Annotated in this window: 20 protein-coding genes and 1 riboswitch; of the genes, 10 read left to right on the top strand and 10 right to left on the bottom strand. The window is 66.1% G+C overall.

All coding sequences use genetic code 11. The features are described from left to right. Positions 1-68 precede the first annotated feature (68 nt). The 6 genes from AC1DYS_RS26170 to AC1DYS_RS26145 all read left to right on the top strand — a co-directional run bounded on the left by AC1DYS_RS26170 (position 69) and on the right by AC1DYS_RS26145 (position 6,698). Entirely contained in the window at positions 69-1,322 is a 1,254-nt protein-coding gene (locus AC1DYS_RS26170) for an ABC transporter substrate-binding protein (RefSeq protein ID WP_477904491.1), read from the top strand. A gap of 90 nt (positions 1,323-1,412) precedes the next feature. Then, on the top strand, positions 1,413-2,297 hold the full coding sequence (locus AC1DYS_RS26165; protein WP_477904490.1) for a carbohydrate ABC transporter permease: 885 nt from the start codon (positions 1,413-1,415) through the stop codon (positions 2,295-2,297). Continuing rightward, on the top strand, positions 2,294-3,196 hold the full coding sequence (locus AC1DYS_RS26160; protein WP_477904489.1) for a carbohydrate ABC transporter permease: 903 nt from the start codon (positions 2,294-2,296) through the stop codon (positions 3,194-3,196). The genes AC1DYS_RS26165 and AC1DYS_RS26160 overlap by 4 nt, the downstream gene beginning before the upstream one ends. Positions 3,197-3,214: 18 nt before the next feature. Continuing rightward, positions 3,215-5,119 (top strand): glycoside hydrolase family 127 protein, encoded by a 1,905-nt coding sequence (locus tag AC1DYS_RS26155; RefSeq protein ID WP_477904488.1) that lies wholly within the window; start codon positions 3,215-3,217, stop codon positions 5,117-5,119. A gap of 12 nt (positions 5,120-5,131) precedes the next feature. Continuing rightward, positions 5,132-6,220, top strand: a complete 1,089-nt coding sequence (locus tag AC1DYS_RS26150) for an ABC transporter ATP-binding protein (RefSeq protein WP_477904487.1) — start codon at positions 5,132-5,134, stop codon at positions 6,218-6,220. A gap of 214 nt (positions 6,221-6,434) precedes the next feature. Further along, positions 6,435-6,698: a hypothetical protein gene (locus AC1DYS_RS26145; protein WP_477904486.1), complete on the top strand. Its 264-nt coding sequence runs from the start codon at positions 6,435-6,437 to the stop codon at positions 6,696-6,698. Positions 6,699-6,755: 57 nt separating this feature from the next. On the opposite strand, the gene AC1DYS_RS26140 is transcribed toward AC1DYS_RS26145, so the two are convergent. Both AC1DYS_RS26140 and AC1DYS_RS26135 read right to left on the bottom strand, forming a co-directional pair. After that, positions 6,756-7,754, bottom strand: a complete 999-nt coding sequence (locus AC1DYS_RS26140; protein WP_477904485.1) for a Gfo/Idh/MocA family protein — start codon at positions 7,752-7,754, stop codon at positions 6,756-6,758. Between the two features lie 39 nt (positions 7,755-7,793). Further along, complete coding sequence (locus AC1DYS_RS26135) at positions 7,794-8,732, bottom strand: LysR family transcriptional regulator (RefSeq protein ID WP_477904484.1); 939 nt, start codon at positions 8,730-8,732, stop codon at positions 7,794-7,796. A 138-nt stretch (positions 8,733-8,870) separates the two neighbouring features. Here AC1DYS_RS26135 and AC1DYS_RS26130 point away from each other — a divergent pair, with 138 nt between their 5' ends. After that, positions 8,871-10,313, top strand: a complete 1,443-nt coding sequence (locus AC1DYS_RS26130) for an MFS transporter (RefSeq protein WP_477904483.1) — start codon at positions 8,871-8,873, stop codon at positions 10,311-10,313. Here AC1DYS_RS26130 and AC1DYS_RS26125 read toward each other — a convergent pair. Then, complete coding sequence (locus AC1DYS_RS26125; protein ID WP_477904482.1) at positions 10,310-11,035, bottom strand: Crp/Fnr family transcriptional regulator; 726 nt, start codon at positions 11,033-11,035, stop codon at positions 10,310-10,312. The two genes, AC1DYS_RS26130 and AC1DYS_RS26125, sit on opposite strands and share 4 nt — an antisense overlap. 283 nt (positions 11,036-11,318) lie before the next feature. Here AC1DYS_RS26125 and AC1DYS_RS26120 point away from each other — a divergent pair, with 283 nt between their 5' ends. Continuing rightward, entirely contained in the window at positions 11,319-12,884 is a 1,566-nt protein-coding gene (locus AC1DYS_RS26120) for a tannase/feruloyl esterase family alpha/beta hydrolase (RefSeq protein WP_477904481.1), read from the top strand. Between the two features lie 275 nt (positions 12,885-13,159). After that, positions 13,160-13,672 carry a DUF4410 domain-containing protein gene (locus tag AC1DYS_RS26115; RefSeq protein WP_477904480.1) on the top strand — a complete coding sequence of 171 codons (513 nt, stop codon included), beginning with the start codon at positions 13,160-13,162 and terminating at the stop codon, positions 13,670-13,672. A gap of 180 nt (positions 13,673-13,852) precedes the next feature. Here the strand turns inward: AC1DYS_RS26115 and AC1DYS_RS26110 are convergent, their stop codons facing one another. Genes AC1DYS_RS26110 through thiC form a run of 6 tightly spaced genes read right to left on the bottom strand, consistent with a single transcriptional unit; the run spans position 13,853 to position 20,298 of the window. Next, on the bottom strand, positions 13,853-14,674 hold the full coding sequence (locus AC1DYS_RS26110; RefSeq protein WP_477904479.1) for an N-acyl homoserine lactonase family protein: 822 nt from the start codon (positions 14,672-14,674) through the stop codon (positions 13,853-13,855). 58 nt (positions 14,675-14,732) lie between these two features. Next, entirely contained in the window at positions 14,733-16,307 is a 1,575-nt protein-coding gene (gene thiD / locus AC1DYS_RS26105; RefSeq protein WP_477904478.1) for a bifunctional hydroxymethylpyrimidine kinase/phosphomethylpyrimidine kinase, read from the bottom strand. Next, complete coding sequence (locus AC1DYS_RS26100; protein ID WP_477904477.1) at positions 16,304-17,122, bottom strand: thiazole synthase; 819 nt, start codon at positions 17,120-17,122, stop codon at positions 16,304-16,306. The genes thiD and AC1DYS_RS26100 overlap by 4 nt, the downstream gene beginning before the upstream one ends. A gap of 2 nt (positions 17,123-17,124) precedes the next feature. Next, positions 17,125-17,343, bottom strand: a complete 219-nt coding sequence (gene thiS / locus AC1DYS_RS26095) for a sulfur carrier protein ThiS (RefSeq protein ID WP_477904476.1) — start codon at positions 17,341-17,343, stop codon at positions 17,125-17,127. Next, on the bottom strand, positions 17,340-18,410 hold the full coding sequence (locus tag AC1DYS_RS26090) for an FAD-dependent oxidoreductase (protein WP_477904475.1): 1,071 nt from the start codon (positions 18,408-18,410) through the stop codon (positions 17,340-17,342). The genes thiS and AC1DYS_RS26090 overlap by 4 nt, the downstream gene beginning before the upstream one ends. Positions 18,411-18,414: 4 nt before the next feature. Next, complete coding sequence (gene thiC, locus AC1DYS_RS26085; RefSeq protein ID WP_477904474.1) at positions 18,415-20,298, bottom strand: phosphomethylpyrimidine synthase ThiC; 1,884 nt, start codon at positions 20,296-20,298, stop codon at positions 18,415-18,417. 76 nt (positions 20,299-20,374) lie between these two features. Further along, positions 20,375-20,480: riboswitch (TPP riboswitch) on the bottom strand. Between the two features lie 133 nt (positions 20,481-20,613). Between thiC and AC1DYS_RS26080 the strand changes: the two genes are divergently transcribed. Beyond that, positions 20,614-21,318: a penicillin-insensitive murein endopeptidase gene (locus AC1DYS_RS26080; RefSeq protein ID WP_477904473.1), complete on the top strand. Its 705-nt coding sequence runs from the start codon at positions 20,614-20,616 to the stop codon at positions 21,316-21,318. Between the two features lies 1 nt (position 21,319). On the opposite strand, the gene AC1DYS_RS26075 is transcribed toward AC1DYS_RS26080, so the two are convergent. Continuing rightward, positions 21,320-22,111: a carbon-nitrogen hydrolase family protein gene (locus tag AC1DYS_RS26075; RefSeq protein WP_477904472.1), complete on the bottom strand. Its 792-nt coding sequence runs from the start codon at positions 22,109-22,111 to the stop codon at positions 21,320-21,322. Positions 22,112-22,116 lie beyond the last annotated feature (5 nt).

The following is a 22,116-nucleotide window of genomic DNA, read 5'->3' as shown; positions in this document are numbered from 1 at the left end:
GGGCGCTTTTATTCCCCTTTCCTGCTGTGACGGACCGATATCGACACCAAAAAACAGGAGACAAACCCATGCGAATTCCCTTTTGGGTGAGGAAGCTTGCCGGTGGCTTGGCGGCGGTTGTGTTGGCCACCAGTGCCCACGCCCAGGCCGGCCAGGAGATCACCTTCTGGATCCGTGCGGCCGACGCCGGCTTCGTGGAGCCACTGGTCAAGACCTGGAACGACAAGCACGCCAACAAGGTGGCTCTCACCGTCATCCCGAGCGATGATTTCGTCACCAAGTTCGGCACCGCCGTAGCAGGTGGTGCGGCGCCGGACGTGGTCGCGATCGACCTGATCTTCGTGCCTGCCTTCGCGCAGGCCGGGCAACTGAGCGACATCGGTGCCGAGGCGAAAAGCCTGCCGTTCGCCAAGAGCCTCTCGCCCTCGCACGTTCGCCTGGCGATGTACAACGGCAAGCAATATGCCGTTCCCTTCAGCGCGGAAAGCTCCTTCCTGCTCTACAACAAGGCGCTGTTCAAACGCGCCGGCCTCGACCCCAACAAGCCACCGACCACGATGGCCGAGCTCGAGGCCTATGCCAAGAAGATTGCGGCCTTGGGCGGCGGCGTCAAAGGCTTCTATTTCTCGGGCGCCTGCGGTGGCTGCAACATCTTCACGATGACACCCTACATCTGGGCGTCGGGCGGCGACGTGTTCTCGGCCGACAACAAGAGCGAGGCGCTCGACAACCCCGCGCTGCGCAACACGCTCGCGATGTACCGGCGCATGTGGAAAGACGGCGTGATGCCCAGCGGTGTCAAGACAGACAACGGCAGCAATTTCATCAGCCCCTTCTTCTCCGGCAAGATCGGCATGCAGGGGACAGGCGCTTTCGCGATCGGGCTGCTGAAGAAGGATCACCCGGAGATCGATTTCGGCGTGGCACCGCTGCCCGGCGAGAAGGGCGGCAGCTCAAGCTTTGCGGGCGGCGACTCCATCGCCATCCCGGTGGGCTCCAAGCACAAGAAGGAAGCCTGGGACTTCATCACCTGGTGCCTGTCCGAAGAAGTGCAGGTGGAGCAGTTCGCCAAGAACGGCAGCATCCCTGTGCGTGCAGACCTGGCCGACAACGCCTACAGCCGCCAGGACAGCCGCTTCGCCATGGCCTCGGCCGCCATGCAAGCCGGTCGCACGCCGTATTCCGTGCACTTCAACCAGCTGATCAACGACCCCAACGGGCCCTGGCTGGCGATGATCCAGGAAGCGGTGTTCGGCAAGGGTGTCGATGTCGCCATCAAGGAAGGACAAGCCAAGTTCCGCCAGATCCTGGCCACGCCCTGATCTTGTCTTTGGTCTTCTGCGGCCTGGCCTCAGGCGCTGACGCTGCCTGAGCGGCGTCAGCCTCGCTGGCCGCACCTTTGCCTCTGCCACATGCTCACACTCATTGGCTTCAAGATGCCCCGCCGCTGGGCCGGGTTCTTCTTCATCCTGCCGTGCCTCGGGGTGACCACGGTGTTCTTCATCGTGCCACTGCTGATGACGGTGTGGATGTCGCTCAACAACTGGCCCTTGCTCGGCCACCCGAGTTTTTCGGGCCTGAAGAACTACGTGGACCTGTTCCAGGACGCGTCCTTCTGGGGCAGCGTGCTCTTCACCGCGAAGTACACGCTGGTCGTCACGCCAGCCATCTTCCTGTTTGCTTTCGCGCTGGCGCTGCTGGTTCACCGCGGTGTGCGTTTCGTCGGGATCTTCCGTACCGCGTACTTCCTGCCCGTCGTGATCGGTATGACCACTGCGAGCCTGCTCTGGACCTGGCTGTTCAATGACCAGGTCGGCATCTTCAGCACGGTGCTGATGGACCTCGGCTGGGTGGACGAACCCGTGCAGTGGCTTGGCGAAACCAACAGCGCACTGGCCTCCATCGTGGTAATGGTGCTGTGGAAGGCCACTGGCTTCACGATGGTGATCTTGCTGGTGGGCATGCAGGCCATTCCAGCCGATCTGTACGAGGCCGCCCGTCTGGATGGGGCCGGCTGGTGGGCACAAGTCCGGCACGTGACCATCCCGCTGATGCGCCGCACCTTTGCGCTCGCGCTGACCATGTCCTTCATCGGTTCGTTCCTGGCCTTCGAGCAGTTCTTCGTGATGACGCGCGGCGGGCCGTTCAACAGCACGATCACCGTCGTGCACTGGATCTACCGGGCCTCCTTCACCTACTTCAAGCTGGGTTATGGCGCGGCGATGTCGGTCGTGCTGCTGCTGATGCTGCTGGTGCTCTCTGCCGTGCAGCTGTACTTGCTGAGGGACGAGCCGTGATCGAGCTGGCTTCGCTCTCGGTGCACCCGCACACGACGGACGACACACCCAGCAGGCGCCGCTGGCGCAAGCTCGGTGTTCAGGCCGCGTACTACGGCCTGTGCAGCGTGCTGCTGCTGATGTTCCTGTTCCCGATCCTGTGGTCGTTGATGACTTCGTTCGAGACGGCGGCCGAGGCCTCTGCTTCGCCGCCCGCGTACTGGCCCAGCCGCTTCTCGCTGGAGAACTACCGCAACCTCGCGAACTACGGGCAGGGTATCGGCCGCTACCTCGGCAACAGCGCCGGCGTGGCCGTGATGACGGTGCTCTTCACGCTGGTCCTTGCCACGCTCGGCGGCTACGGCTTTTCGCGCTTCAGGTTCCCGGCGCGCAATGCCTTGTTCATGCTGATCCTGGCGACCTTGATGATCCCGTTCCAGTCCATCCTCAACCCGCTGTTCGTGCTGCTGCGCCTGCTGCACCTGCAAGACACGCAACTCGGCCTGGCGCTGGTCTACACCACCTTCCAGTTGCCGTTCGCCGTCTTCATGATGCGCAATGCGTTCGACGCCGTGCCCAAGGAGATCGAAGAGGCCGCGGTGCTCGACGGCTGTTCGCCGCTGAGCCTGCTGATGCACGTGATGCTGCCGCTGGTGGGGCCGGGCCTGGCCACGGTGGCCCTGTTCGCTTTCTTCGGCTCATGGAACGAGCTGCTGGCCGCGTTGATCCTGATCTCCGACTCACGTGCATTCACCTTGCCGGTGATGCTGATCAATGCGCAGAGCGGCCAACTCGGCTCCGTCAACTGGGGCTTGATGCAAGCGGGCATCGTCCTGTCCATCTTGCCTTGCGCCGCGCTCTTCCTGCTGCTGCAGCGCTACTACATCCAGGGCCTGGTCGCCGGTGCGGTCAAGGCCTGAAACAACCAAGGACGCTTCATGACATCTGTCGTCGATTTCAGCCGCAGCCCGAGCGCGGTGCTGCGCCCGGTGCCGGTGGCCGCCGTCACCCTGGCGGGCAGTTTCTGGGGGCCGCGCCTGCAGCGCAACGTGGACGTCACGCTGCCGTCCCAATACGCCTTGCTGGAGAGCACGGGCCGGCTGAACAACTTCCGGCGCGTGACGGGCCATTTCGACGGGCCCTACGCTGGCATCTTCTTCAACGACTCCGACGTCTACAAGTGGATCGAGGCGGCGTCGTGGGCGCAAGCCGCCGGGCCGATCGCGGCGCTGCAGAAGAATATCGACGCCGCCATCACGCTCATCGAGGCCGCGCAAGGCGAAGACGGCTACATCAACACCTACTTCAGCCTGGAGCGCAAGCACGAGCGCTGGAGCAACCTGCGCGACCTGCACGAGATGTATTGCGGCGGCCACCTGATCCAGGCCGGCGTTGCGCACCACCGCGTCACTGGCAACACGCGGCTGTTGACCGTGGCGCGGCGTTTTGCCGATCTGCTGTGCGAGGTCTTCGGCTCGGCGGAGCAGGGCAAGCGCGTGATGGTCGACGGCCACGAAGAGATCGAGATGGCGCTGATCGAGCTGGCCCGCGAGACCGGCGAGCCGCGCTACCTGAAGCAGGCCGAGTTCTTCATCAACGCGCGTGGTCACGGTCTGCTGCACGGCGGTCGCATGGGCCTGGACTACTTTCAGGACGACCAGCCGATCCGCGCGATGACCTGCCTCTGCGGCCACGCGGTGCGTGCGCTCTACATGGCCTGCGGCGTCACCGACCTGGTGCTCGAACACGATGACCCGGCCTTGCTCGAGAAGCTCGAATCTCTCTGGACCCAGCTCACGCGCCGGCGCATGTACATCTCCGGCGGCATGGGCTCGCGCTACGAAGGTGAGGCGCTGGGCAAGGACTTCGAACTGCCCAATGCGCGCGCCTACACCGAGACCTGCGCGGCCATCGGTTCCATGATGTGGAGCCACCGCATGCTGGCCGCGACCGGCAATGCGCGCTATGCCGACCTGCTGGAATGGACGCTCTACAACGGCATGCTGCCCGGCTGGGGGTTGGACGGGTTGCACTACTTCTACGTCAACCCGCTGGAAGACGATGGCACCCACCACCGGCAACCCTGGTACGACGTGGCCTGTTGCCCGCCCAACGTGGCCCGCACCCTCGCCGAGCTGCCGGGTTATGCGTACAGCACCAGCGCCGATGCGATCTGGGTCAACCTCTTCATCGAAGGCACGGCGCGCATTCCGTTGGGCGGCCGCACCGTACAGATCGCGCAGCGCACGCAGTACCCGTGGGATGGGGAGGTCGCCATCGAGGTCGGCACCGATGGGCAATTCACGCTGCAGGTGCGCGTGCCCGGCTGGTGCGAAACGGGAGCCGGCATCGCTGTCAACGGAGAAGCGGTGCAGCTGTCCATCGCAGCGGGATCCTATGTGCCGATCACGCACGACTGGCGGGCTGGCGACGTCGTGCAGCTGACGCTCCCCATGCCCGTGCAGCCCTGGCAAAGCCACCCGCTGGTGCATGAGAACGCCGGGCGCGTTGCCTTGACACGTGGCCCGGTGCTCTATTGCGTGGAAGCGCTTGACCATCCCGGCACGGGCATCGACACCTTGAGCGTTGACCTGCAGGCGCCGTTCGACAGCGAATTCGAGGCGGACAAACTGGGCGGCGTGATGACCTTGCGCGGCACGGCGCGCTGCGAACCCCGCGATGCGCAGTGGGAAAGCGCCCTGTACCGACGCCTGGAGCCCGCCCCGCCCGCACCGCCGCCTGCGGCCAGGGCCGTCAGCCTCACCGCCATCCCGTACTTCGCATGGCAGAACCGTGGTGCCTCGCCGATGGCGGTGTGGCTGCCTCGTGCCCCGCGCGCCTGAAGGCATTCATCCATGGCAACGCTGCAACTCCGCAATGTCTGCAAACAGTACGACTCGAAAGTGAGCGTGCTGCGCGACGTCAGCATGACCATCGCCGACGGTGAGTTCGTCGTCTTCGTCGGGCCTTCGGGATGCGGCAAGTCGACCTTGCTGCGCATGTTGGCCGGGCTGGAAGACATCAGCTCGGGTGATCTGCTGATCGATGGCCAACGCACCAACGACGTGGCGCCCGCCCAGCGCGGTGTGGCCATGGTGTTCCAGAGCTACGCCCTGTACCCGCACATGACGGTGAGCGAGAACATGGGCTTCGCGCTGAAGATGGCCGGCACCCCGGCCAGCGAGGTGGCGGCCGCGGTGGGCCGCGCGGCTGAGATCTTGCAGCTCTCGCACCTGCTCGACCGCAAGCCCAAGGCCCTGTCGGGCGGGCAGCGGCAGCGCGTGGCGATCGGCCGCTCCATCGTGCGCAAGCCCAAGGTCTTCCTGTTCGACGAGCCGCTGTCGAACCTGGATGCTTCCCTGCGGGTGCAGATGCGCATCGAGCTCGCGAAGCTTCACCAGGAGCTCGGCACCACGATGATCTACGTGACCCACGATCAGGTGGAGGCCATGACGCTCGGTAACCGCATCGCCGTCTTCAACACCGGCGTCATCGAGCAGATGGGCCGGCCGCTGGACCTCTACGAGCGGCCCGGCAACCGGTTCGTCGCCGCCTTCCTGGGCTCGCCCGCGATGAACTTCCTGCCCTGCAGGGCAGACCACGCGCCGCAGTCCGGTGCGCAGGTAGACCTGGGCGGCGGCCACCAGATTCATGTGCCGCGCGGCGTGCCGCAGCGCGACGCCGGAGCCATGACGCTGGGCGTGCGCCCGGAGCACATCTCGATCGCACCGAAGGGCCACGGCCTTGCAGCGCGCGTGGAGTTCGTGGAGCATTTGGGCGATCACCAGGTCGTGCACACCACGCTGCTGCACAACCAGCAAAGAGTCTGCGCCAAGGTGCCCGTGGCCACCCGGGTGGCGGAAGGCGGAGCAGGCATCGTCGGCTTGCAACTGGATGCCGGAGGCTGCCACTTGTTCAATGCGAATGGGCAGGCGATGCAGTGAGCACCATCAACTTCGCCATTTGAGTGCCTCGCCGAAGCGAAGAGCCGTCAGCGCTCAACAGCGCATGCCACGCATGGTGATAACCCGGGTGTCGCGCGACTCGACGCGGTGGCTGCGCATGGGGTGAGCACCTGAGGCCCGTCCCCTGATCGAGTGGGTTTCATCCCCTCGCTCAAGGGTTGAGCCTCACACCGCCTCGCTCGCAGAATGCCGCATGAGCCGTCACCAGCCACCCTTCAAGAGCACGCAAGTATTCGACTGGGCCAGCGAGCCGGCCGATGAGCGGCCCACTGACTTCGGCCATTCCTCGGGCTTCTCGGCCCTGTCCGGCTACGCCGCGCTGCAGCCAGCGCCCAGCTCCGTTCGCAGGCGTCGCCAGCAACGTGCGGGCTTCGTCAAGCTGGCCACCGTCTGCCTGGTGACCTTGAGTCTGGGCGGCGGCGCGTTGGTGCTGATGGGCCGCCTGCTGCAAGCCTAGTAATGAAGCGTCAAGAGCCTGTCTCTTGACGGGCTGAGCCCGAGCTGCGGCTCCCAGTCAGGGGCGCTCGATGCGTCCGGACTTCACTGAGGCAAACAACGCGTCGATCGTGCGCATGCCCCACACGGCATCGTCCAGCGCGCTCGCGTCGGGCCGGTCGTTGCGCACGGCACGTGAAAACGCTTCGGCCTGCAGCTGGTACTGATCGGCCACAGGCATCACGGTCTCGACCCGGCTGGCGCCATTCAACGAGCTGCCGTCGTCGATCCAGTACCGGCAGGCCTCGTCCGGCGGCGCATTGAACGGAATCTCGATCTCCAGCCGGCCACGTGTGCCGACGAGCACCACGCGCTGGTACGGTGACGCTTGAGTAGAGACCGCGAAGCTGAGCTGGCGCCCGCCGCCGAAATCGAGCAGGCCGCTGGTGCTGCGGTCCGTGCCGAAGGCCGGGTCGACGTCCATCGACGCGATGGCACCCTGGGCCTCGCCTTCGAAGAACCAGCGGCCCGCTGCGATCGCGTAGCAGCCGATGTCGTAGAGCGCACCGCCACCGATGTCGGCCTGGTTGCGGATGTTCGACGGATCGTCGTTGAAGTAACTGAACCCGACTTGCATGAACCGCAGCTCGCCGATGGCACCTTGCCGCACCCGGTCGCGCGCAGTGATCCATTGCGGGTGCTCCCGCACCATGAAGGCCTCGCGGATGTGCACCTTCGACGCGTAGGGGCGAAGCGCCTCCAGTTCGGCGGCTGTCATCGCCATCGGCTTCTCGCACAGCACGTGCTTGCCGGCCTGCGCTGCCGCGAGGGTCAGCGGCACGTGCAGGTGGTTGGGCAGCGGGTTGTAGACGGCCTCGATCGCGGGGTCGGCGAGCATCTCTTCGTACGAGCCGTAGGCGCGTGCGATGCCCAGTTCGGCCACTGCCGCGTCAGCCTTCTTCCGGTCGCGCGATGCCAGGCCCGACACGACGAGCATCGAGCTCTTGAGCATGCCGGGGATGACCTTCTTGGTGGCAATGCGGGCAGTCGACAAGACGCCCCAGCGTACGGGTTCCATGCGATCTCCTTGGAGTGTGGGAGGTGTTGTTGTGCGACTTTACGACCCGAGCTCGGGTTCGGTGGCGAGGTGATCAACTGGCGCGGCAGATCGCGCTGCCACAGCCCGCACGTGACCGCGTAGCCAGCGGTGAGCCAGATCGGCATCGAGCCGCGGGTGCCAGAGCATCGACACCGTGATCTCGGGCGTGGCAAACGGAAGCGGAAAGCTGTGCATGCCGGCGCGCAGCGTTTCGGTGTGTCGCTCCGGAACACTGGCGATCAGGTCGGAGGCCCGGGCCAGGGCCAGTGCGGTCGAGAAGCCACCGACGATGGTGACGACCTCTCGCACCAGCCCGAGTGGGTTGAGCGCTTCGTCGATCAGCCCCTTGTCGTGGCCGCGCCGCGAGACGCTGACGTGCCGGCCGGCCGCATAACGCGCAGCCGTGATCTCGCCCTCGCTCAGCGCGTGCCCCATGCGCACGACGCCGATGAAGCGATCGCGGAACAAGGCCTGCGTCCGCAGCTCCGGGCTCGTTGTTGCCTCCACCACACCCGTTTCCAGGTCGACGGTTCCGTCGCGCAGTGGCGCGCTGTCCTTGTCGGGCTTCTGCATGAAGCGCAGGCGAACGCCTGGCGCTTCGTCGGCGACGCGGGCAATGAGTTCCGGCCCGAAGTTCTCCACGAAGCCTTCGCTGGTCCGCAGCGTGAAGGTTCGCACCAGCCGCGCAAGGTCGAGTTTCTCGGCGGGGCGCAGAACGGCTTCTCCGTCCTGCACCAGCTGCCGCACCCGCTCGCGCAACTCGAGCGCGCGTGGGGTGGGGACGAGGCCGCGCCCGGCCCGCACCAGCAGCGGATCGCCCGTCGTCTCGCGCAGTCGCGCCAGCGCGCGGCTCATCGCCGAGGGGCTCAGCCGCAACCGCCGGGCCGCACGTGCGACGCTGAGTTCCGCGAGCAGCACGTCCAGCGTGACCAGCAGGTTGAGATCGGGAGTCGACATGCATCGACCATAACAAAGCGTTGATGGCGATGTGGCGTCAGACGCAGGGACACAGTGCAAACGGCGCGCCTTCCGCCAAGGCGAGCTCATGGCTAGTCTTGCTCAGTCCGGTATCGGGCGTTGCAGCAGACGGAGTTCATGATGAAGCCAATCATTGCGGGGCAAGGCGAGACAGGGTCTGCCGACGCGGCACAGGTGCCTGCGGTCCGGTGGGCGCTTGCCAGCCTGTCGTTGTCGATGCTGCTGTCGTCGCTCGGCACCAGCATCGCCAACGTGGGCTTGCCGACCTTGGCGCAGGCGTTCGGCGCCTCCTTCCAGCAAGTGCAGTGGGTCGTGCTCGCGTACCTGCTTGCCATCACCACCCTGGTTGTCAGCGCCGGGCGGCTGGGGGACCTCATCGGCCGCCGACGCTTGCTGCTGATCGGCATTGCTGTGTTCACGGTGGCCTCGGTGCTGTGTGGCCTCGCCCCTACGCTCGGGTCGCTGATCGCCGCCCGCGCCGCGCAGGGCGTCGGAGCGGCCGTGATGATGGCGCTCACCATGGCCTTTGTCGCCGAAACGGTTCCGAAGGCCAGGACCGCCAGCGCGATGGGGCTGCTCGGAACCATGTCCGCGATCGGTACGGCGCTTGGCCCGTCGCTTGGCGGTGTGTTGATCGCCGGGCTCGGCTGGCGGGCCATCTTTTTCGTCAATGTGCCGCTGGGCGTCTTGACCTGGCTTCTCGCGCGCCGCCATCTGCCCGCCGATCGTCCGGCGCCGAAGAAGGGTGGCTTCGATCACGTGGGCACGCTGTTGCTCGCGCTGGCACTCGCTGCATATGCACTCGCCGTGACGGTGGGGCGCGGCAGCTTCGGTGCGCTCAACTTGACTCTGCTTGCGGCTGCGGTCTTCGGCGTCAGCCTCTTCCTGTTCGTCGAAGCGAGAGCCGCCTCTCCCTTGATCCGATTGGCGATGTTCCGCGACCCCGTGCTGAGCGCAAGCCTCGCGATGAGCGCGCTCGTCTCGACGGTGATGATGGCGACGCTGGTGGTCGGGCCGTTCTATCTCGCTCGTGCGCTCGGCCTCAACGCAACGCTGGTCGGGCTCGTCTTGTCGGTGGGTCCGCTTGCCGCCGCGCTCGCTGGCGTACCGGCCGGGCGCATCGCAGACCGCTTTGGCGCACAGCGCATGGCGATCGTCGGCTTCGTCGGAATGGCGGCCGGTGCACTTGCGCTGTCCTTGCTCCCAGTGAATCTCGGCATTGCCGGCTACGTCGTGCCCATCGTCGTCGTCACTGTCGGCTATGCGCTGTTCCAGACGGCCAACAACGCCGTCGTCATGGCCGATGTCGGGCCGGACCAACGAGGTGTCGTCTCCGGCATGCTCAACCTGTCGCGCAACCTTGGGCTCGTCACCGGCGCGTCGGCGATGGGCGCGGTGTTTGCGTTCGCATCGGCGGCGGCCGACATCAACACCGCGTCGCCCGAGGCCATTGCGATGGGCATGCGCGTCACGTTTGCAGTCGCTGCGATCCTGCTCGTTGTCGGGCTCGCGATCGCGGTGGGGGCATCCCGCCGCACATCACGCGATGGAGCTCGCTAGTGTGCTTGGCTGACCCGCAACCCTGGCCGTGCGCTGCTGCTTGGCAAGGGCTCGGCGCCCCGACCGACAGCATGCAAACCATCGACATCCAACACATGGATGGTGCCGTACTGCATTCGCACCAGGCCGGCTTGCTCCAGTTCGTGCAAGGCCCGGTTTGCCACTTGCCGAGACAGGCCGCTCAGGCGCGCGATCTCCTGCTGAGACAGGCGCAATACATCCGAGGTGGCCGAGCAGAGCGCCGGGTTGAAGAGGTCGGCGATGCAGACCGCCACCTGGGCAGTGGTGGTCTGGATGCGATAGCTCTCGACAACGGCGACGAACTGGCCGAGCCGCGCGTTCAACTGATGCACGAGAAAGTGATTGAAGGCCAGGCTGGTTTCAAACAGCCAGTCGAAGGTCTTCACGGGCATCAGGGCGATCCAGCTGTCGCGCAGCGCCACCACCTCGTAAGGCCGAAGTTCGTGTTTGAGCAGCGAGCCCTCTCCCAGCCAACCGCCGGATGACACGCCGATGAAGGTGGTGCCGCGTCCATCGGCTGACACGGTGTCGACCTTCACCATGCCGTCCAGCACGCCGACCCAATGTTGCGCGGGCACGCCTTCCTGGCAGATGGTGGACCCAGCCGCGTACTTGGCTACCAGCGTTTCCTGCTCGACGCGCTCCAACTGCTGCGCGGTGAGGTGTTGTGCCCATGAAGCCTTGAGAAGGCGATCGCGCATGGCCGGGGGAGACTCGTTCAAAAAGCACCTCGTGAGAATTCGACTGAACGGACGGACGCTATGCTGATTTGAGGACGTCGCAAACCGGAGAAACCCACTCTCCATCGGTGGTGCGCCGGCAATGATGGGGATGCACTGAAGGGGCACGGCGCGTGCCGCTGTGAGCCAGGGAAAGTCCTCATCATTCATCGGCCGGAATGTCTAGCGACGGACATTGTCAAAGCGGCCCGGGTGACAAACTTCTTGTGTGAGTCTGTGAGTCCGTGACCACCAAGGAGACAACATGCCGAGCCCATCGCATTCGCTGCTGTATCGGGTCACCCTTCCCATGTTGTCAGCACTGGCCCTGGCCGGTTGCGGTGGTGACGATGACGACCCCGCAACCCCCAGTGTGGCAACGGCGGAGCAAGCCTGCTCGGCCTTGTCGGGGAAGACGCTTGCGGCGGCCACAGTGACCGCTGCAGCCACGGTCGCGGCCAGCGGCCCTGCGCCCGTCTACTGCAGAGTCGCGGCCACCATTGCTCCGCAACTGAACCTCGAACTGCGCTTGCCGCAGCAATGGAACGGCAAGCTGTACTACGGCGGTGGCGGTGGCTACAACGGGGCCATTCCGGATCTGTCGGGCAACAACCTGACGGCGCTCCAACAGGGCTACGCCACGGTCAACAGCGACTCCGGGCACTCGGGGAATGTGCTGTCGGCGGCCTTTGCGCTGAACGACACCTATGCTGCGAACCTTTTCGGCTCGCTGTCGATACCGACAGTGACGTCTTCTGCCAAAGAGATGCTGCAGGCGGCCTACGGCAGGGCTCCCGATCGGTCGTACTTCGAGGGCTGCTCGAACGGTGGACGCGAAGCATTGATGGCGGCCGAGCGCAACCCGAATCTGTTCGACGGGATCATCTCGCGGGCACCTGCGTACAACTGGGTTGGGTTCATGGGCCAGTTCAACCGCACGGCCAAGGCGCTCGCCGCTCCGGGAGGCCAGTTCAACGCCGCCAAGCTGGCTTTGTTGGCCAAGTCGGTACGCGATGCCTGTGATGCGAACGACGGCATCGCCGATGGCGTCGTCTCCAATCCGCAGGCCTGCAGCTTCGACCCTGCGGTGCTTCGTTGCGCAGCCGGCGTGGACACGGGGGACACCTGCCTGTCAGATGTGCAACTGGCGGTCGTGAGCTCGTGGACGTCGCCAGCCTCCTGGGCCGGCGGCGCATACACCAACCCGGGTTGGGCCTTGAGCGGCAACGAGGACGACCTCGGCGCGTGGCCGGCGTGGGTCACCGGCGGAGGCAACGTGCAAGGCGCGCTTCAGTACCTGTTCCAGGACACGACCGTCAAGAACTACCTCGCCCGCAATCCGGCCCAGGACTCGCTCACCTACACCTGGGACGCCGACCTGAACGCCCTGTACGGCATGGCCGCGCTGAACGACGCGACCAACACCGACCTGCGCCCCTTCAAGAACAGCAACGCCAAGCTCATCCTGTGGCATGGCGGCAATGATTCCGCGCTCAGCTACCAGGCGACCACGGCCTTCTACCAGGGCGTCACGACCGCCGTTGGCGGCCAGGCCAATGCAGACGCGTTCGTTCGCTACTACATCGCGCCAGGAGTCGACCACTGTGCAGGCGGCCCAGGCGCCGACACCACCGACCTGCTGACCGCCCTCGATGCCTGGGTGACCCAGGGTGCCGCGCCCGGCACGCTCACCGCTGCCAAGGTGTCGAACGGAGCCACTCAGTTCAGCCGGCCTCTGTGCCCGTATCCGCAGTACCCGCGCTACACCGGGCCGGCCAACGACGCTGCCGCGGCGGCACTGGTCACCAACTACGCCTGCTCGGTGCCTTGACGGCAGTCGTCGTCGGCGGTTCGCAGCCGCTCGTCGAATCGTGACTTCAAACACACGCGAGGCCGTGGCGCCCTGACAGCAAAACGGCCTCGCCGTGAGGCGATGCCGTCAAAGCGCTGGCTCCTGTCGCCCGCGCTCAGCGGGTGCCGCAGCGCTCACGCGAAACCCAGCCACCGCTTGTGCCAGGCAGCCTGCTGCCACAGGCACGGGTGAGCCTTTCATCAAACTGAAATAGGATCGCGCGTCGGCGCACGCCGGCAGTCTCGAAGACTGACATGTCCCTTTTCCCATCAACAAAGAGAGAAAGAATGCGAACACTCATTGCAGCCATCCTGGTAGCTTCCGGCGCCTTGCTGGCAGGTTGCGCTGGCACATCGGCAATCGTTCAATCCGAATACCGCCTTGCCCAAGGCGAGAAGCTGAAGCTTCAACTCAGCACCCCTCCAACTGCAAGTGAAGAAGGCATGACGATTCTTCGCGAGCGGCTGACAACACAACTCTCGAGCAGCGCACTCTTGGCAGCGAGCACAGATGCATCAAGCAGGGTGGTTGAAGTCACGGTCACCAACTACTACATGCGGCACGGGGCGGCACGAGCGATGGCCGGAATCATGGCCGGATCAGACAACATCCAGAGCACGGTGAAGATCAAGGAGCCGGCGACAGGCAAGGTGCTGTCCGAGTTCAAGGTCGAATCAAAGAATCCGTCTGCATGGGGCTCATCGAAGGGCTTGATCGAAGAGCATGCCGACAAGATCGTCGAAACATTGAAGAGTGCAAAGCGCTAGCAAGCTGCTCGCCTTTTCAATAAGAGTGCGCGCCTCGGCAAACCGGGGCACGCCTCTGGTTCCGTGTCATCAAGCAGGTTAGCGGCACGCTGGCCGGTAATGGGTGATCCGCTGCGACCACGATTGTTTTGAGCTGCAACAGCGCGCCCTGAAGCGCTGTTGAAACCTACCGAGCCGCCGCTATTTCGCTGAGGCGGGAAACGCCGGCAGCTTACCCACGTCACGCGCGTCGTGCTGGATGATCACTGTGGCCTTCAGATTCGCAACGATCTTCTTTACGCGATCGAGCGACGCCTGCGTTTCGGCGCGGCCAGTGTTGAAAGGCGGCACGCCGCCGCTGTCGTAGTTCTCGTGGAAGTGCGCGAGGTCGCCGGTGATCAAAACGTTGCCCATCTTCGGCAGCTTCACGAGCACGCTGTGGTGGCCTGGCGTGTGCCCGGGGGTGGACAGCATCACCACGCTGCCGTCGCCGAACACGTCCTTGTCGAGCGGCACGGGTTCGACCTTGCCGCCGCCGCTGATCCAGTTTGCGAACGGCGTGGTGGGCGCATTGCTCGGCGGCTTGGCGCTCGTGAGCACGTCCCAGTCGCCCTTGCCGATCAACAGCGTGGACTGCGGAAACGAGCCCGCCTGGCCGGTGTGGTCCGGGTGATAGTGGCTGATGCCGACGAACTTGATCTGCTCCGGCTTCAGCTGCAACTGCGCCAGCTGTTCGACCAGGCTCACCTTCGGGGCCACGGCACCGGCGCTCATCGAATGGCCGGTGTCCCACACCATGTAATCGTCGCCGTGCTTGATGAGGTAGCAGCTGAACACCAGCTGCAGCATCAGGCCGTTGTAGGAGAAGGTGTCGGAAAAGCGGCCGACGTCGCTGGGCGGCGCACTGGTGCCGCAGTCGAAGCGCGTGAGCGTCACTTCGGGCGGCGTTTGTGCCATGGCCGACAAATGGATGAAGGCGCTGGCGCACGGGCCGATCGCCAACGAGATCAGAGTTTTCTTCATCGCTTCCTCCAAGAAGAGCCGTGCCTGAACACTGCGTGCAACGGCTCGCAGGATAGCGTCACCGGGCCAATGATGCGTGTGGCAGGGTGGGTGGTCTGGATGACTCTGCACCGGCGCGGCCCGCTCGCAACGCCTGCCACAGCTCGCGCACCGTGTGCGATGGGTCGGCCCCCAGGCCCCTCACCACGCACACGCCGTCGACGCCGCAGCCTGCAGCCTGTCGCACCTCGTTCGCACTCAGGATGCCGCCGATCGCCACCACCGGCGCCGGCGCCATGTGCCGCCACCACGCCAGGTTGTCCAGCCCCTGTGCGCGCCACGGCATGGCCTTGGTCAGCGTGGGCCACACCGGGCCGCAGGCGATGTAGCGTGGCGGCAGGTTGCGGGCACGGCACAGTTCCCACAGGCTGTGGGAGCTGATGCCGATGGCCAGGCCGCTCGCCTGCAGCGCCGCCCGACCGGTTTCGCCGAGGGCCAGCAGGTCCTCCTGGCCCAGGTGCACGCCGCTGGCGCCCAGCGCCTGCGCCAGCTGCCAGTGGTCGTTGATGAAGAGCTCAGCACCCGCTGCCCGGCACGCGGCAATGCTGCGGCCGATCTCGCCACTGAGCCGCAGTTGCCAGGCGGCGTTCGGCTCGGCCGGCGCCTTGATGCGCAGCTGCACGGTCAGCACGCCGGCGGCCAGCACCTGGTGCACGCGTTCGGCGCTGTCGACGATGGCGTAAAGATCGAGCGGCCGTTGCTGTGTGGCAGCGGGCGGCGTTGCGAAGCGGGTCGCTTCGCCCCACGACATCCACGGCAGCAGCGTTGCGTCATCGCCAAAGCCCGTGCGCGCATGTACCGGGCCGGCACCCTGGCCGGCCGCGTAGGCATGCCGCAGCGCGTGCGTGGTGGCCATCTTGGCGAGCACCGCCGCATCCGCCGGCACGAAGCCGAGCGACAGTGCCGCGGCCACGCTGCTCGCGAAGGTGCAGCCGGTGCCGTGGTGATGGGCCGTGGGCACGCGCGGCAGCGCCAGCCAGCCTTCGGCGTGGTCGCTGCTCAGCCAGTCGATGGTTTGCCCGTCGACGTCGGTGCCGTCGCCGCCGGTGATGCAGACGGCTTGCGCACCGGCAGCACGCAGCCTCCGCGCGAGGGCGGGCAAGTCACCTGCAGCAAGGACCGTCGAGTCCACGGGCTCGCCCAGCAGTTGCAGCGCCTCGCGCCGGTTGGGCGTGATGACGGTCGCGCGTGGCAGCAGCTCATCTCGGTATGCGGCCAGGGTGGACGGGTCGGCGAAGCGCGTGCCTGTCGTCGATGCAAGCACCGTGTCGATCACCAGGTCCACCGGGCCGGCTTGCCGCAGCCGGTCGACCCACTGCGCCACCAGTCGCACTTGTTCAGCACTGCCGAGCAGGCCGGTCTTGATCGCGCGCGGCGGCATGTCGTCGGCCAACGCATGCAGCTGCTTGTCGATCAGCGTGGCGGGCATCGGCTCGATGTGCGTGACGGCGCGCGAGTTCTGCGCGGTCACGGTGGACACAACGGGGCACAGGTGAACGCCGAAGGCACCGGCCGCACGTTGATCGGCGCTCAGGCCGGCACCGCCGCCGCTGTCGGTGCCTGCAATGCTCCAGATGATTGGGGGCGTGTTCATGCCGCCCCGCCGAGCAAGACGGGTTCGCCACCGACCGGCGTGCTCGCCACGGCAAAGTCTTGCGGTGCCATCACACCCGCGCGCCATGCCGTGCGGCCTGCTTCGATGGCCAGGCCGAAGGCGCGTGCCATCGACACCGGCTCACGCGCCTGTGCCACCGCTGAGTTCAGCAGCACGGCGTCGAAGCCCATCTCCATCGCTTGCGCGGCGTGCGAGGGTGCGCCGATGCCGGCGTCGATGATCAAGGTCGCATCGGGCAAACGCTCGCGCAGCGTGCGCAGCGCGAAGGGGTTCAGCAGGCCCTGGCCCGAGCCGATGGGCGCGCCCCAGGGCATCAGCACCGGGCAGCCGGCATCCAGCAGGCGGCGGCACAGCACGAGGTCGTCGGTGCAATACGGGAAGACGGTGAAGCCTTCGCGCGCAAGCTGCGTGGCCGCAGCGAGCAGCTCGAACGGGTCGGGCTGCAGCGTGTGCTCGTCGCCCACCACTTCGAGCTTGATCCACGGGGTGTCGTAGAGCTCGCGCGCCATATGTGCCAGCTGCACTGCCTCGCGCGCGCTGCGGCAGCCGGCGGTGTTGGGCAGCAGGCGAGCACCCTTCTCGCGCAGGGCCTGGCGGATCAGCGCGATGAAGCCGTTGTCACCAGCTGCCGCGAGCGTGCGCTTGAGGCCGACGGTGACGACCTGCGTGCGCGCGGCGACGATCGCGTCGTGCAGGATCTGTGGCGATGGGTAGCCGGCCGTGCCGAGCAGGAAGCGGCTGTGCAGCGTGACGTCGCCGACGTGCCAGGAGTCGTCGTTCAAGGGGTTGTTCATGGTCATCCGCCCACGATGGGTTGAAAGAGGAGCACCGCGTCGTCGGCTTGCAGCAGACAGCCGGCGCGCTGGCCGCGCGCGACGAACAGGCCGTTGACGGCGGTGCTGACGCCTTGCGGCGCGTGACCCAGTTGCTCCACCAGCTCGGCCAGCGTGGTGCCGGCGGCGAGCGGCACGGGCCGGCCGTCGAGCTGCACGGCGATCGTGTCGGTCGACATCATGTCGCCATCTCCGGTGTGGTGGACGTGGCGCCGAGGCCGCAGCGCTGCAACGCGTCTTCCACCAGCGCGGGGGCGAGCAGCCAGCCATGGCGAAACAGGCCGTTGATGCGAACCAGCCCGGGCTCGATGTCGGCGCGTGGTTCGTTGTCGGGCAGGGCGGGCCGCAGGTTGACGTCCAGCCGCTGAATGCGGGCTTCGGCCAGCGCGGGCATCACGCTGTGCGCTGCCGCCATCAGCTCGACCGCGCTGCGCAGCGACATGGCCGAGCGGTCCTCGCTCTCGATCTCGCTGGCACCGACCAGCACCACGTCACTGGAGCGCGGCACCAGGTACACGCGGTGGCGCGGATGCAGCAGTCGCACGGGGCGGGCGAGGCCGTGGCGGGGCGCGTGCAGCCAGATGATTTCTCCACGTACACCGCGCACTGGCAGCGCGGGCCGTGCGCCGATTCCTCGCACATCGAAGACGCAGTCGAAGTGGTGCCATGAGCCGTCACTCAGGCTCAACTCGCCGGGGCGCAAGGTGTCGACCGACACGCCCCAATGCCAGTCGACGTCGGGCGCTTCGGCCTGTAAGGCCAGCATCGTGGCCACCGTGTCGATCTGCCCTTCCTGCGGCAGCAGCCAGGCGTGCGCGGCGCCTTGCAACGCGGGCTCCAGCGATTGCATGGCGTTCGATGACAGCGCCTGTGCTTGCGGTGTGCCGGGTGCTGCGGTCGACAGGCGCGCCAGCACGCGCTGCGCTGCGCCGCTGTCGCTGCGATGCGCCAGCAGCAAGCTTCCGCGCTCCGAGAAGTGCGGCCTGGCTCGCAAGGCCGACACGATCTCGCGCCACAACGCGATCGAGCGCCAGCCCAGCGCGGCCACATGCGCCGAGCTGTTGTCGAGCTCAGCCAGCGGGCTCAGCATGCCGGCCGCCGTGTAGCCAGCCGCCTGCCGTCCATCGAAGCTCGGCTGTGGCGCTTGTGCCGGGTCGAATACGCTGACGCGATGGCCGGCTCTCGCCAGCTTCCACGCCAGCAGCCGGCCGAGCAGGCCCGCACCGGCGATGCCGATGGTCGACGACATGGCTTCAGGTTTTTGCGTGGATCGGGATGTAAATCTCGCCGCCGCCCGCCTTGAACTGCGCCGACTTCTCGGCCATGCCGCTTTCCAGCGCTGCCGCGTCGGCCACGCCTTTCGCGGCCGCGTAGTCGCGCACGTCCTGCGTGATCTTCATCGAGCAGAACTTCGGCCCGCACATGCTGCAGAAGTGCGCGACCTTGCTGCTGTCTTTCGGCAAGGTCTCGTCGTGGAAGTCGCGTGCGGTGTCCGGGTCCAGGCCGAGGTTGAACTGGTCGGTCCAGCGGAACTCGAAGCGTGCCTTCGACAGCGCCTCGTCGCGTGCCCGTGCGCCGGGGTGGCCCTTGGCGATGTCGGCCGCGTGAGCCGCGATCTTGTACGCGATGATTCCCTGCTTCACGTCATTGCGGTCGGGCAGGCCGAGGTGCTCCTTGGGCGTCACGTAGCAGAGCATCGCGGTGCCCATCCAGCCGATCATGGCGGCACCGATGGCGCTGGCAATGTGGTCGTAGCCGGGCGCGATGTCGATCGTGAGCGGGCCGAGTGTGTAGAACGGCGCTTCGGCGCAGTGCTTCAGCTGCTCGTCCATGTTGGCCTGGATCAGGTGCATCGGCACGTGGCCCGGGCCTTCGATCATGGTCTGCACATCGTGCTTCCAGGCGATCTGCGTCAACTCGCCCAGCGTGCGCAGCTCGGCGAACTGCGCTTCGTCGTTGGCATCGGCACCCGAGCCGGGGCGCAGGCCGTCGCCGAGCGAGAAGCTCACGTCGTAGGCCTTCATGATGTCGCAGATGTCTTCGAAGTGCGTGTAGAGAAAGCTTTCCTTGTGGTGGGTGATGCACCACTTGGCCATGATCGAGCCGCCGCGCGAGACGATGCCGGTGCGCCGGTTCGCCGTCAGGTGAATGAAGGGCAACCGCAAGCCGGCGTGGATGGTGAAGTAGTCGACCCCTTGCTCGGCCTGCTCGATCAGCGTGTCGCGGAAGATCTCCCAGGTGAGGTCTTCAGCCACGCCGCCCACCTTCTCCAGCGCCTGGTAGATCGGCACCGTGCCGATGGGCACCGGGCTGTTGCGCACGATCCAGTCACGCGTGGTGTGGATGTTGCGGCCGGTGCTCAGGTCCATCACGTTGTCGGCACCCCAGCGCGTGGCCCACACCAGTTTCTCGACCTCTTCTTCGATGCTGGAGGTGACCGCCGAGTTGCCGATGTTGGCGTTGATCTTCACCTTGAAGTTGCGGCCGATCGCCATCGGCTCCACCTCGGGGTGGTTGATGTTGGCCGGGATGATGGCGCGGCCGCGTGCCACTTCTTCGCGCACGAACTCCGGCGTGATGATCTTTGGGATGCTGGCGCCCATCGGGTTGCCGCGCAGGCGCTGCTCGCGTGCTTCGTCGGCCAGGTACTCGGCCATCCATTCGCGCTTGCCGTTCTCGCGCAGCGCCACGTACTCCATCTCGGGCGTGACGATGCCGCGGCGTGCGTAGTGCATCTGCGTCACGTTGGCACCGGCCTTGGCGCGCCGCGGTGTGCGTTGCAGCGCGGCGGCGGCGCGGCGCAGTGCCTCGATGCGGTCGGCCTCGTAGGCCTCGTGCTTGATGCCGTCGTCCAGCGCATGGCGGATGCGGCCGGTGTAGCTCTCCGTGTCGGCACGCTCGGCGATCCATGCATCGCGCACGCCGGGCAGGCCGCGCGTCACGTCGATGCTTGCCGTCGGGTCGCTGTACGGGCCCGAGGTGTCGTACAGCGCGACGGTCTCGCCGTTCGTCAGGCTCACCTCGCGCAAGGGCACGCGCACGTTGTCGCGGCTACCGGTCAGGTAGGTCTTCTGCGAGGCTGGGAACGGCTCACGCGTGAGGGTGAGCAGGGCTTCGAGCTTGTCGGGTGCGTTCATCGAGGTTCCTTCGTGAGCAGTGGCTACGCATGCTCCGAAGGTGACCCCGGCAGCCCCGGCCACGATGGGCCTTGGGGTCAAGGGTGACAGCTCTTCTTTCGCCGGTACTAGCCGGATCAAGTTCGCGGGTTTGGTTGGTGACCATCTCAGCACGCTGTCCACGTGCACCCCGGAGCGAGGGCGATTGTGTGCCCATTTTTTGAGCCGGTCAACGCTCGGTTGTTCTCGGTCCTTTGACGCGATCTGTTCGAGTTTGAGAGCTTCGATGAGACGCGGCGTCTGGTACGGTTCGCGTTTCTCGAGCTCTCAGCCTGCATGTTCCGACCGACGACACATCTCGCCTTGCTCTGGGTTGCCATGATGTGTGCACCAGTCGGAGCAGCTCAGGCCATTGAGAGCCAGTGCTTCGGCACGGTGAGCAAGGGTCGGATCGAAGGCAGCGTGAAGCTCCCTGTCAGCGGACCCAACTTCACCGCATACAGCACGCTGGGCGCCACGGCCGGCCGCACGCATGTCCATTCGAAGGTCTCGGATGTGATCGTCTCGGCCTACGCGGCGCTGGCGGTTGCGGACCCGTCCGTCACCTACGTCTATGGGGAAACGGGTTGGCCGTCCGGCGGCCGCATCCGGCCTCACCGTACTCACCAGAATGGCTTGTCCATCGACTTCTTCGTGCCGGTGCGAAACAAGGCGGGCAAGTCGGTACCGCTGCCCACGGGCCCGACCAATCGATTGGGCTACGATATCGAGTTCGATGCGAATGCGAAGTACGAGGACTACCAGATCGATTTCGTGGCGTTGTCAGAGCACCTTTACCAGCTGCATGTCGCTGCCAAGGCCAGGCGTGTGGGCATTGCGCTCGTCATCCTCGACAACGCGTTCTTCCCGAAGCTCTTCTCTACGCCCCGCGGCCCCTATCTGCGGCAGAACCTGACGTTCATGAAGGGCAAGCCGTGGGTGCGCCATGACGAGCACTACCACGTTGACTTCAGCATGCCATGCAAGCCGGCTCCTGCGTGAATCAGATTCCTTGTACGCGGTCCGCCAGGTAGGTGTACTTGCTGCGTGAAGCGCTCAGGCGCTCGCTGCTCAACTCGGCGAACACGAGCGCCTCGTCGCGTTCAGCCACCATGGGCGCTTCACCATCGGGTGCCACCACGCAGCTCAACCCACCGTAACGCAGGCTGCCCTCGCTGCCGCAGTAGTTGGCATAGGCCACGAACACCTGGTTCTCGACGGCGCGCGCCGGCACAAGCACACGGGTGACGACGTCGAAGGCTTCCATGTTGGCGGTTGGCACGATGATGGCATCGGCACCCGCGATGGCGAGGCGGCGTGCGGTTTCGGGGAACTCGATGTCGTAGCAGATGCACAGGCCGATGCGCCAGCCGTTCAGCGAGCCCAGCGCTTCGCTGGCGTCTCCGGGCATGAACATCGAGCGGTCGAGGTCGCCGTAGAGACAGGTCTTGCGGCAGCGGCCGAGCGTGCTGCCATCGGCGCCGAGCAACTGCGCGGCGTTGTAGACGCTGCCGTTCTGGCCGCGTTCCGGGTAGCCGTAGGCGAGAGCGATGCCGTGGCAGCGCGCGATCTCGGCTGCGGCTTGTGCGCTCGGGCCGTCCGCCGCTTCGGCGAGCCGTTGCACGGCGTCGACCCCGATGTCGTAGCCGCTCAGGAACATCTCCGGGCAGACCAGCAGCTCGGCGCCTTGCGCGCGCGCGATGGCGGCCTGCCTGTCAAGCCGCTGCAGATTGCCCGCCACGTCCAGCGGCAGCGGGTTGCATTGCCAGAGCGCGACGCGAAGCGTGGGTGACACGGCGC

The sequence above is a fragment of the Rhizobacter sp. P2_G4 genome (assembly GCF_056403575.1).
The sequence above is the reverse complement of the archived record's forward strand: the minus strand, read 5'-3'. Positions and strand labels throughout refer to the sequence as shown.

Excerpts from the sequence above, each read along its gene's own strand:
- AC1DYS_RS26150 (WP_477904487.1), top strand. The coding sequence starts at position 5,132 with ATGGCAACGCTGCAACTCCGCAATGTCTGCAAACAGTACGACTCGAAA.
- AC1DYS_RS26120 (WP_477904481.1), top strand. The coding sequence starts at position 11,319 with ATGCCGAGCCCATCGCATTCGCTGCTGTATCGGGTCACCCTTCCCATG.
- thiS (WP_477904476.1), bottom strand. The coding sequence starts at position 17,343 with ATGATGTCGACCGACACGATCGCCGTGCAGCTCGACGGCCGGCCCGTG.
- AC1DYS_RS26155 (WP_477904488.1), top strand. The coding sequence starts at position 3,215 with ATGACATCTGTCGTCGATTTCAGCCGCAGCCCGAGCGCGGTGCTGCGC.
- AC1DYS_RS26100 (WP_477904477.1), bottom strand. The coding sequence starts at position 17,122 with ATGAACAACCCCTTGAACGACGACTCCTGGCACGTCGGCGACGTCACG.
- AC1DYS_RS26165 (WP_477904490.1), top strand. The coding sequence starts at position 1,413 with ATGCTCACACTCATTGGCTTCAAGATGCCCCGCCGCTGGGCCGGGTTC.
- AC1DYS_RS26135 (WP_477904484.1), bottom strand. The coding sequence starts at position 8,732 with ATGTCGACTCCCGATCTCAACCTGCTGGTCACGCTGGACGTGCTGCTC.
- AC1DYS_RS26115 (WP_477904480.1), top strand. The coding sequence starts at position 13,160 with ATGTCCCTTTTCCCATCAACAAAGAGAGAAAGAATGCGAACACTCATT.
- thiD (WP_477904478.1), bottom strand. The coding sequence starts at position 16,307 with ATGAACACGCCCCCAATCATCTGGAGCATTGCAGGCACCGACAGCGGC.
- AC1DYS_RS26130 (WP_477904483.1), top strand. The coding sequence starts at position 8,871 with ATGATGAAGCCAATCATTGCGGGGCAAGGCGAGACAGGGTCTGCCGAC.
- AC1DYS_RS26080 (WP_477904473.1), top strand. The coding sequence starts at position 20,614 with ATGTTCCGACCGACGACACATCTCGCCTTGCTCTGGGTTGCCATGATG.
- thiC (WP_477904474.1), bottom strand. The coding sequence starts at position 20,298 with ATGAACGCACCCGACAAGCTCGAAGCCCTGCTCACCCTCACGCGTGAG.
- AC1DYS_RS26090 (WP_477904475.1), bottom strand. The coding sequence starts at position 18,410 with ATGTCGTCGACCATCGGCATCGCCGGTGCGGGCCTGCTCGGCCGGCTG.
- AC1DYS_RS26125 (WP_477904482.1), bottom strand. The coding sequence starts at position 11,035 with ATGCGCGATCGCCTTCTCAAGGCTTCATGGGCACAACACCTCACCGCG.
- AC1DYS_RS26140 (WP_477904485.1), bottom strand. The coding sequence starts at position 7,754 with ATGGAACCCGTACGCTGGGGCGTCTTGTCGACTGCCCGCATTGCCACC.
- AC1DYS_RS26170 (WP_477904491.1), top strand. The coding sequence starts at position 69 with ATGCGAATTCCCTTTTGGGTGAGGAAGCTTGCCGGTGGCTTGGCGGCG.
- AC1DYS_RS26110 (WP_477904479.1), bottom strand. The coding sequence starts at position 14,674 with ATGAAGAAAACTCTGATCTCGTTGGCGATCGGCCCGTGCGCCAGCGCC.
- AC1DYS_RS26145 (WP_477904486.1), top strand. The coding sequence starts at position 6,435 with ATGAGCCGTCACCAGCCACCCTTCAAGAGCACGCAAGTATTCGACTGG.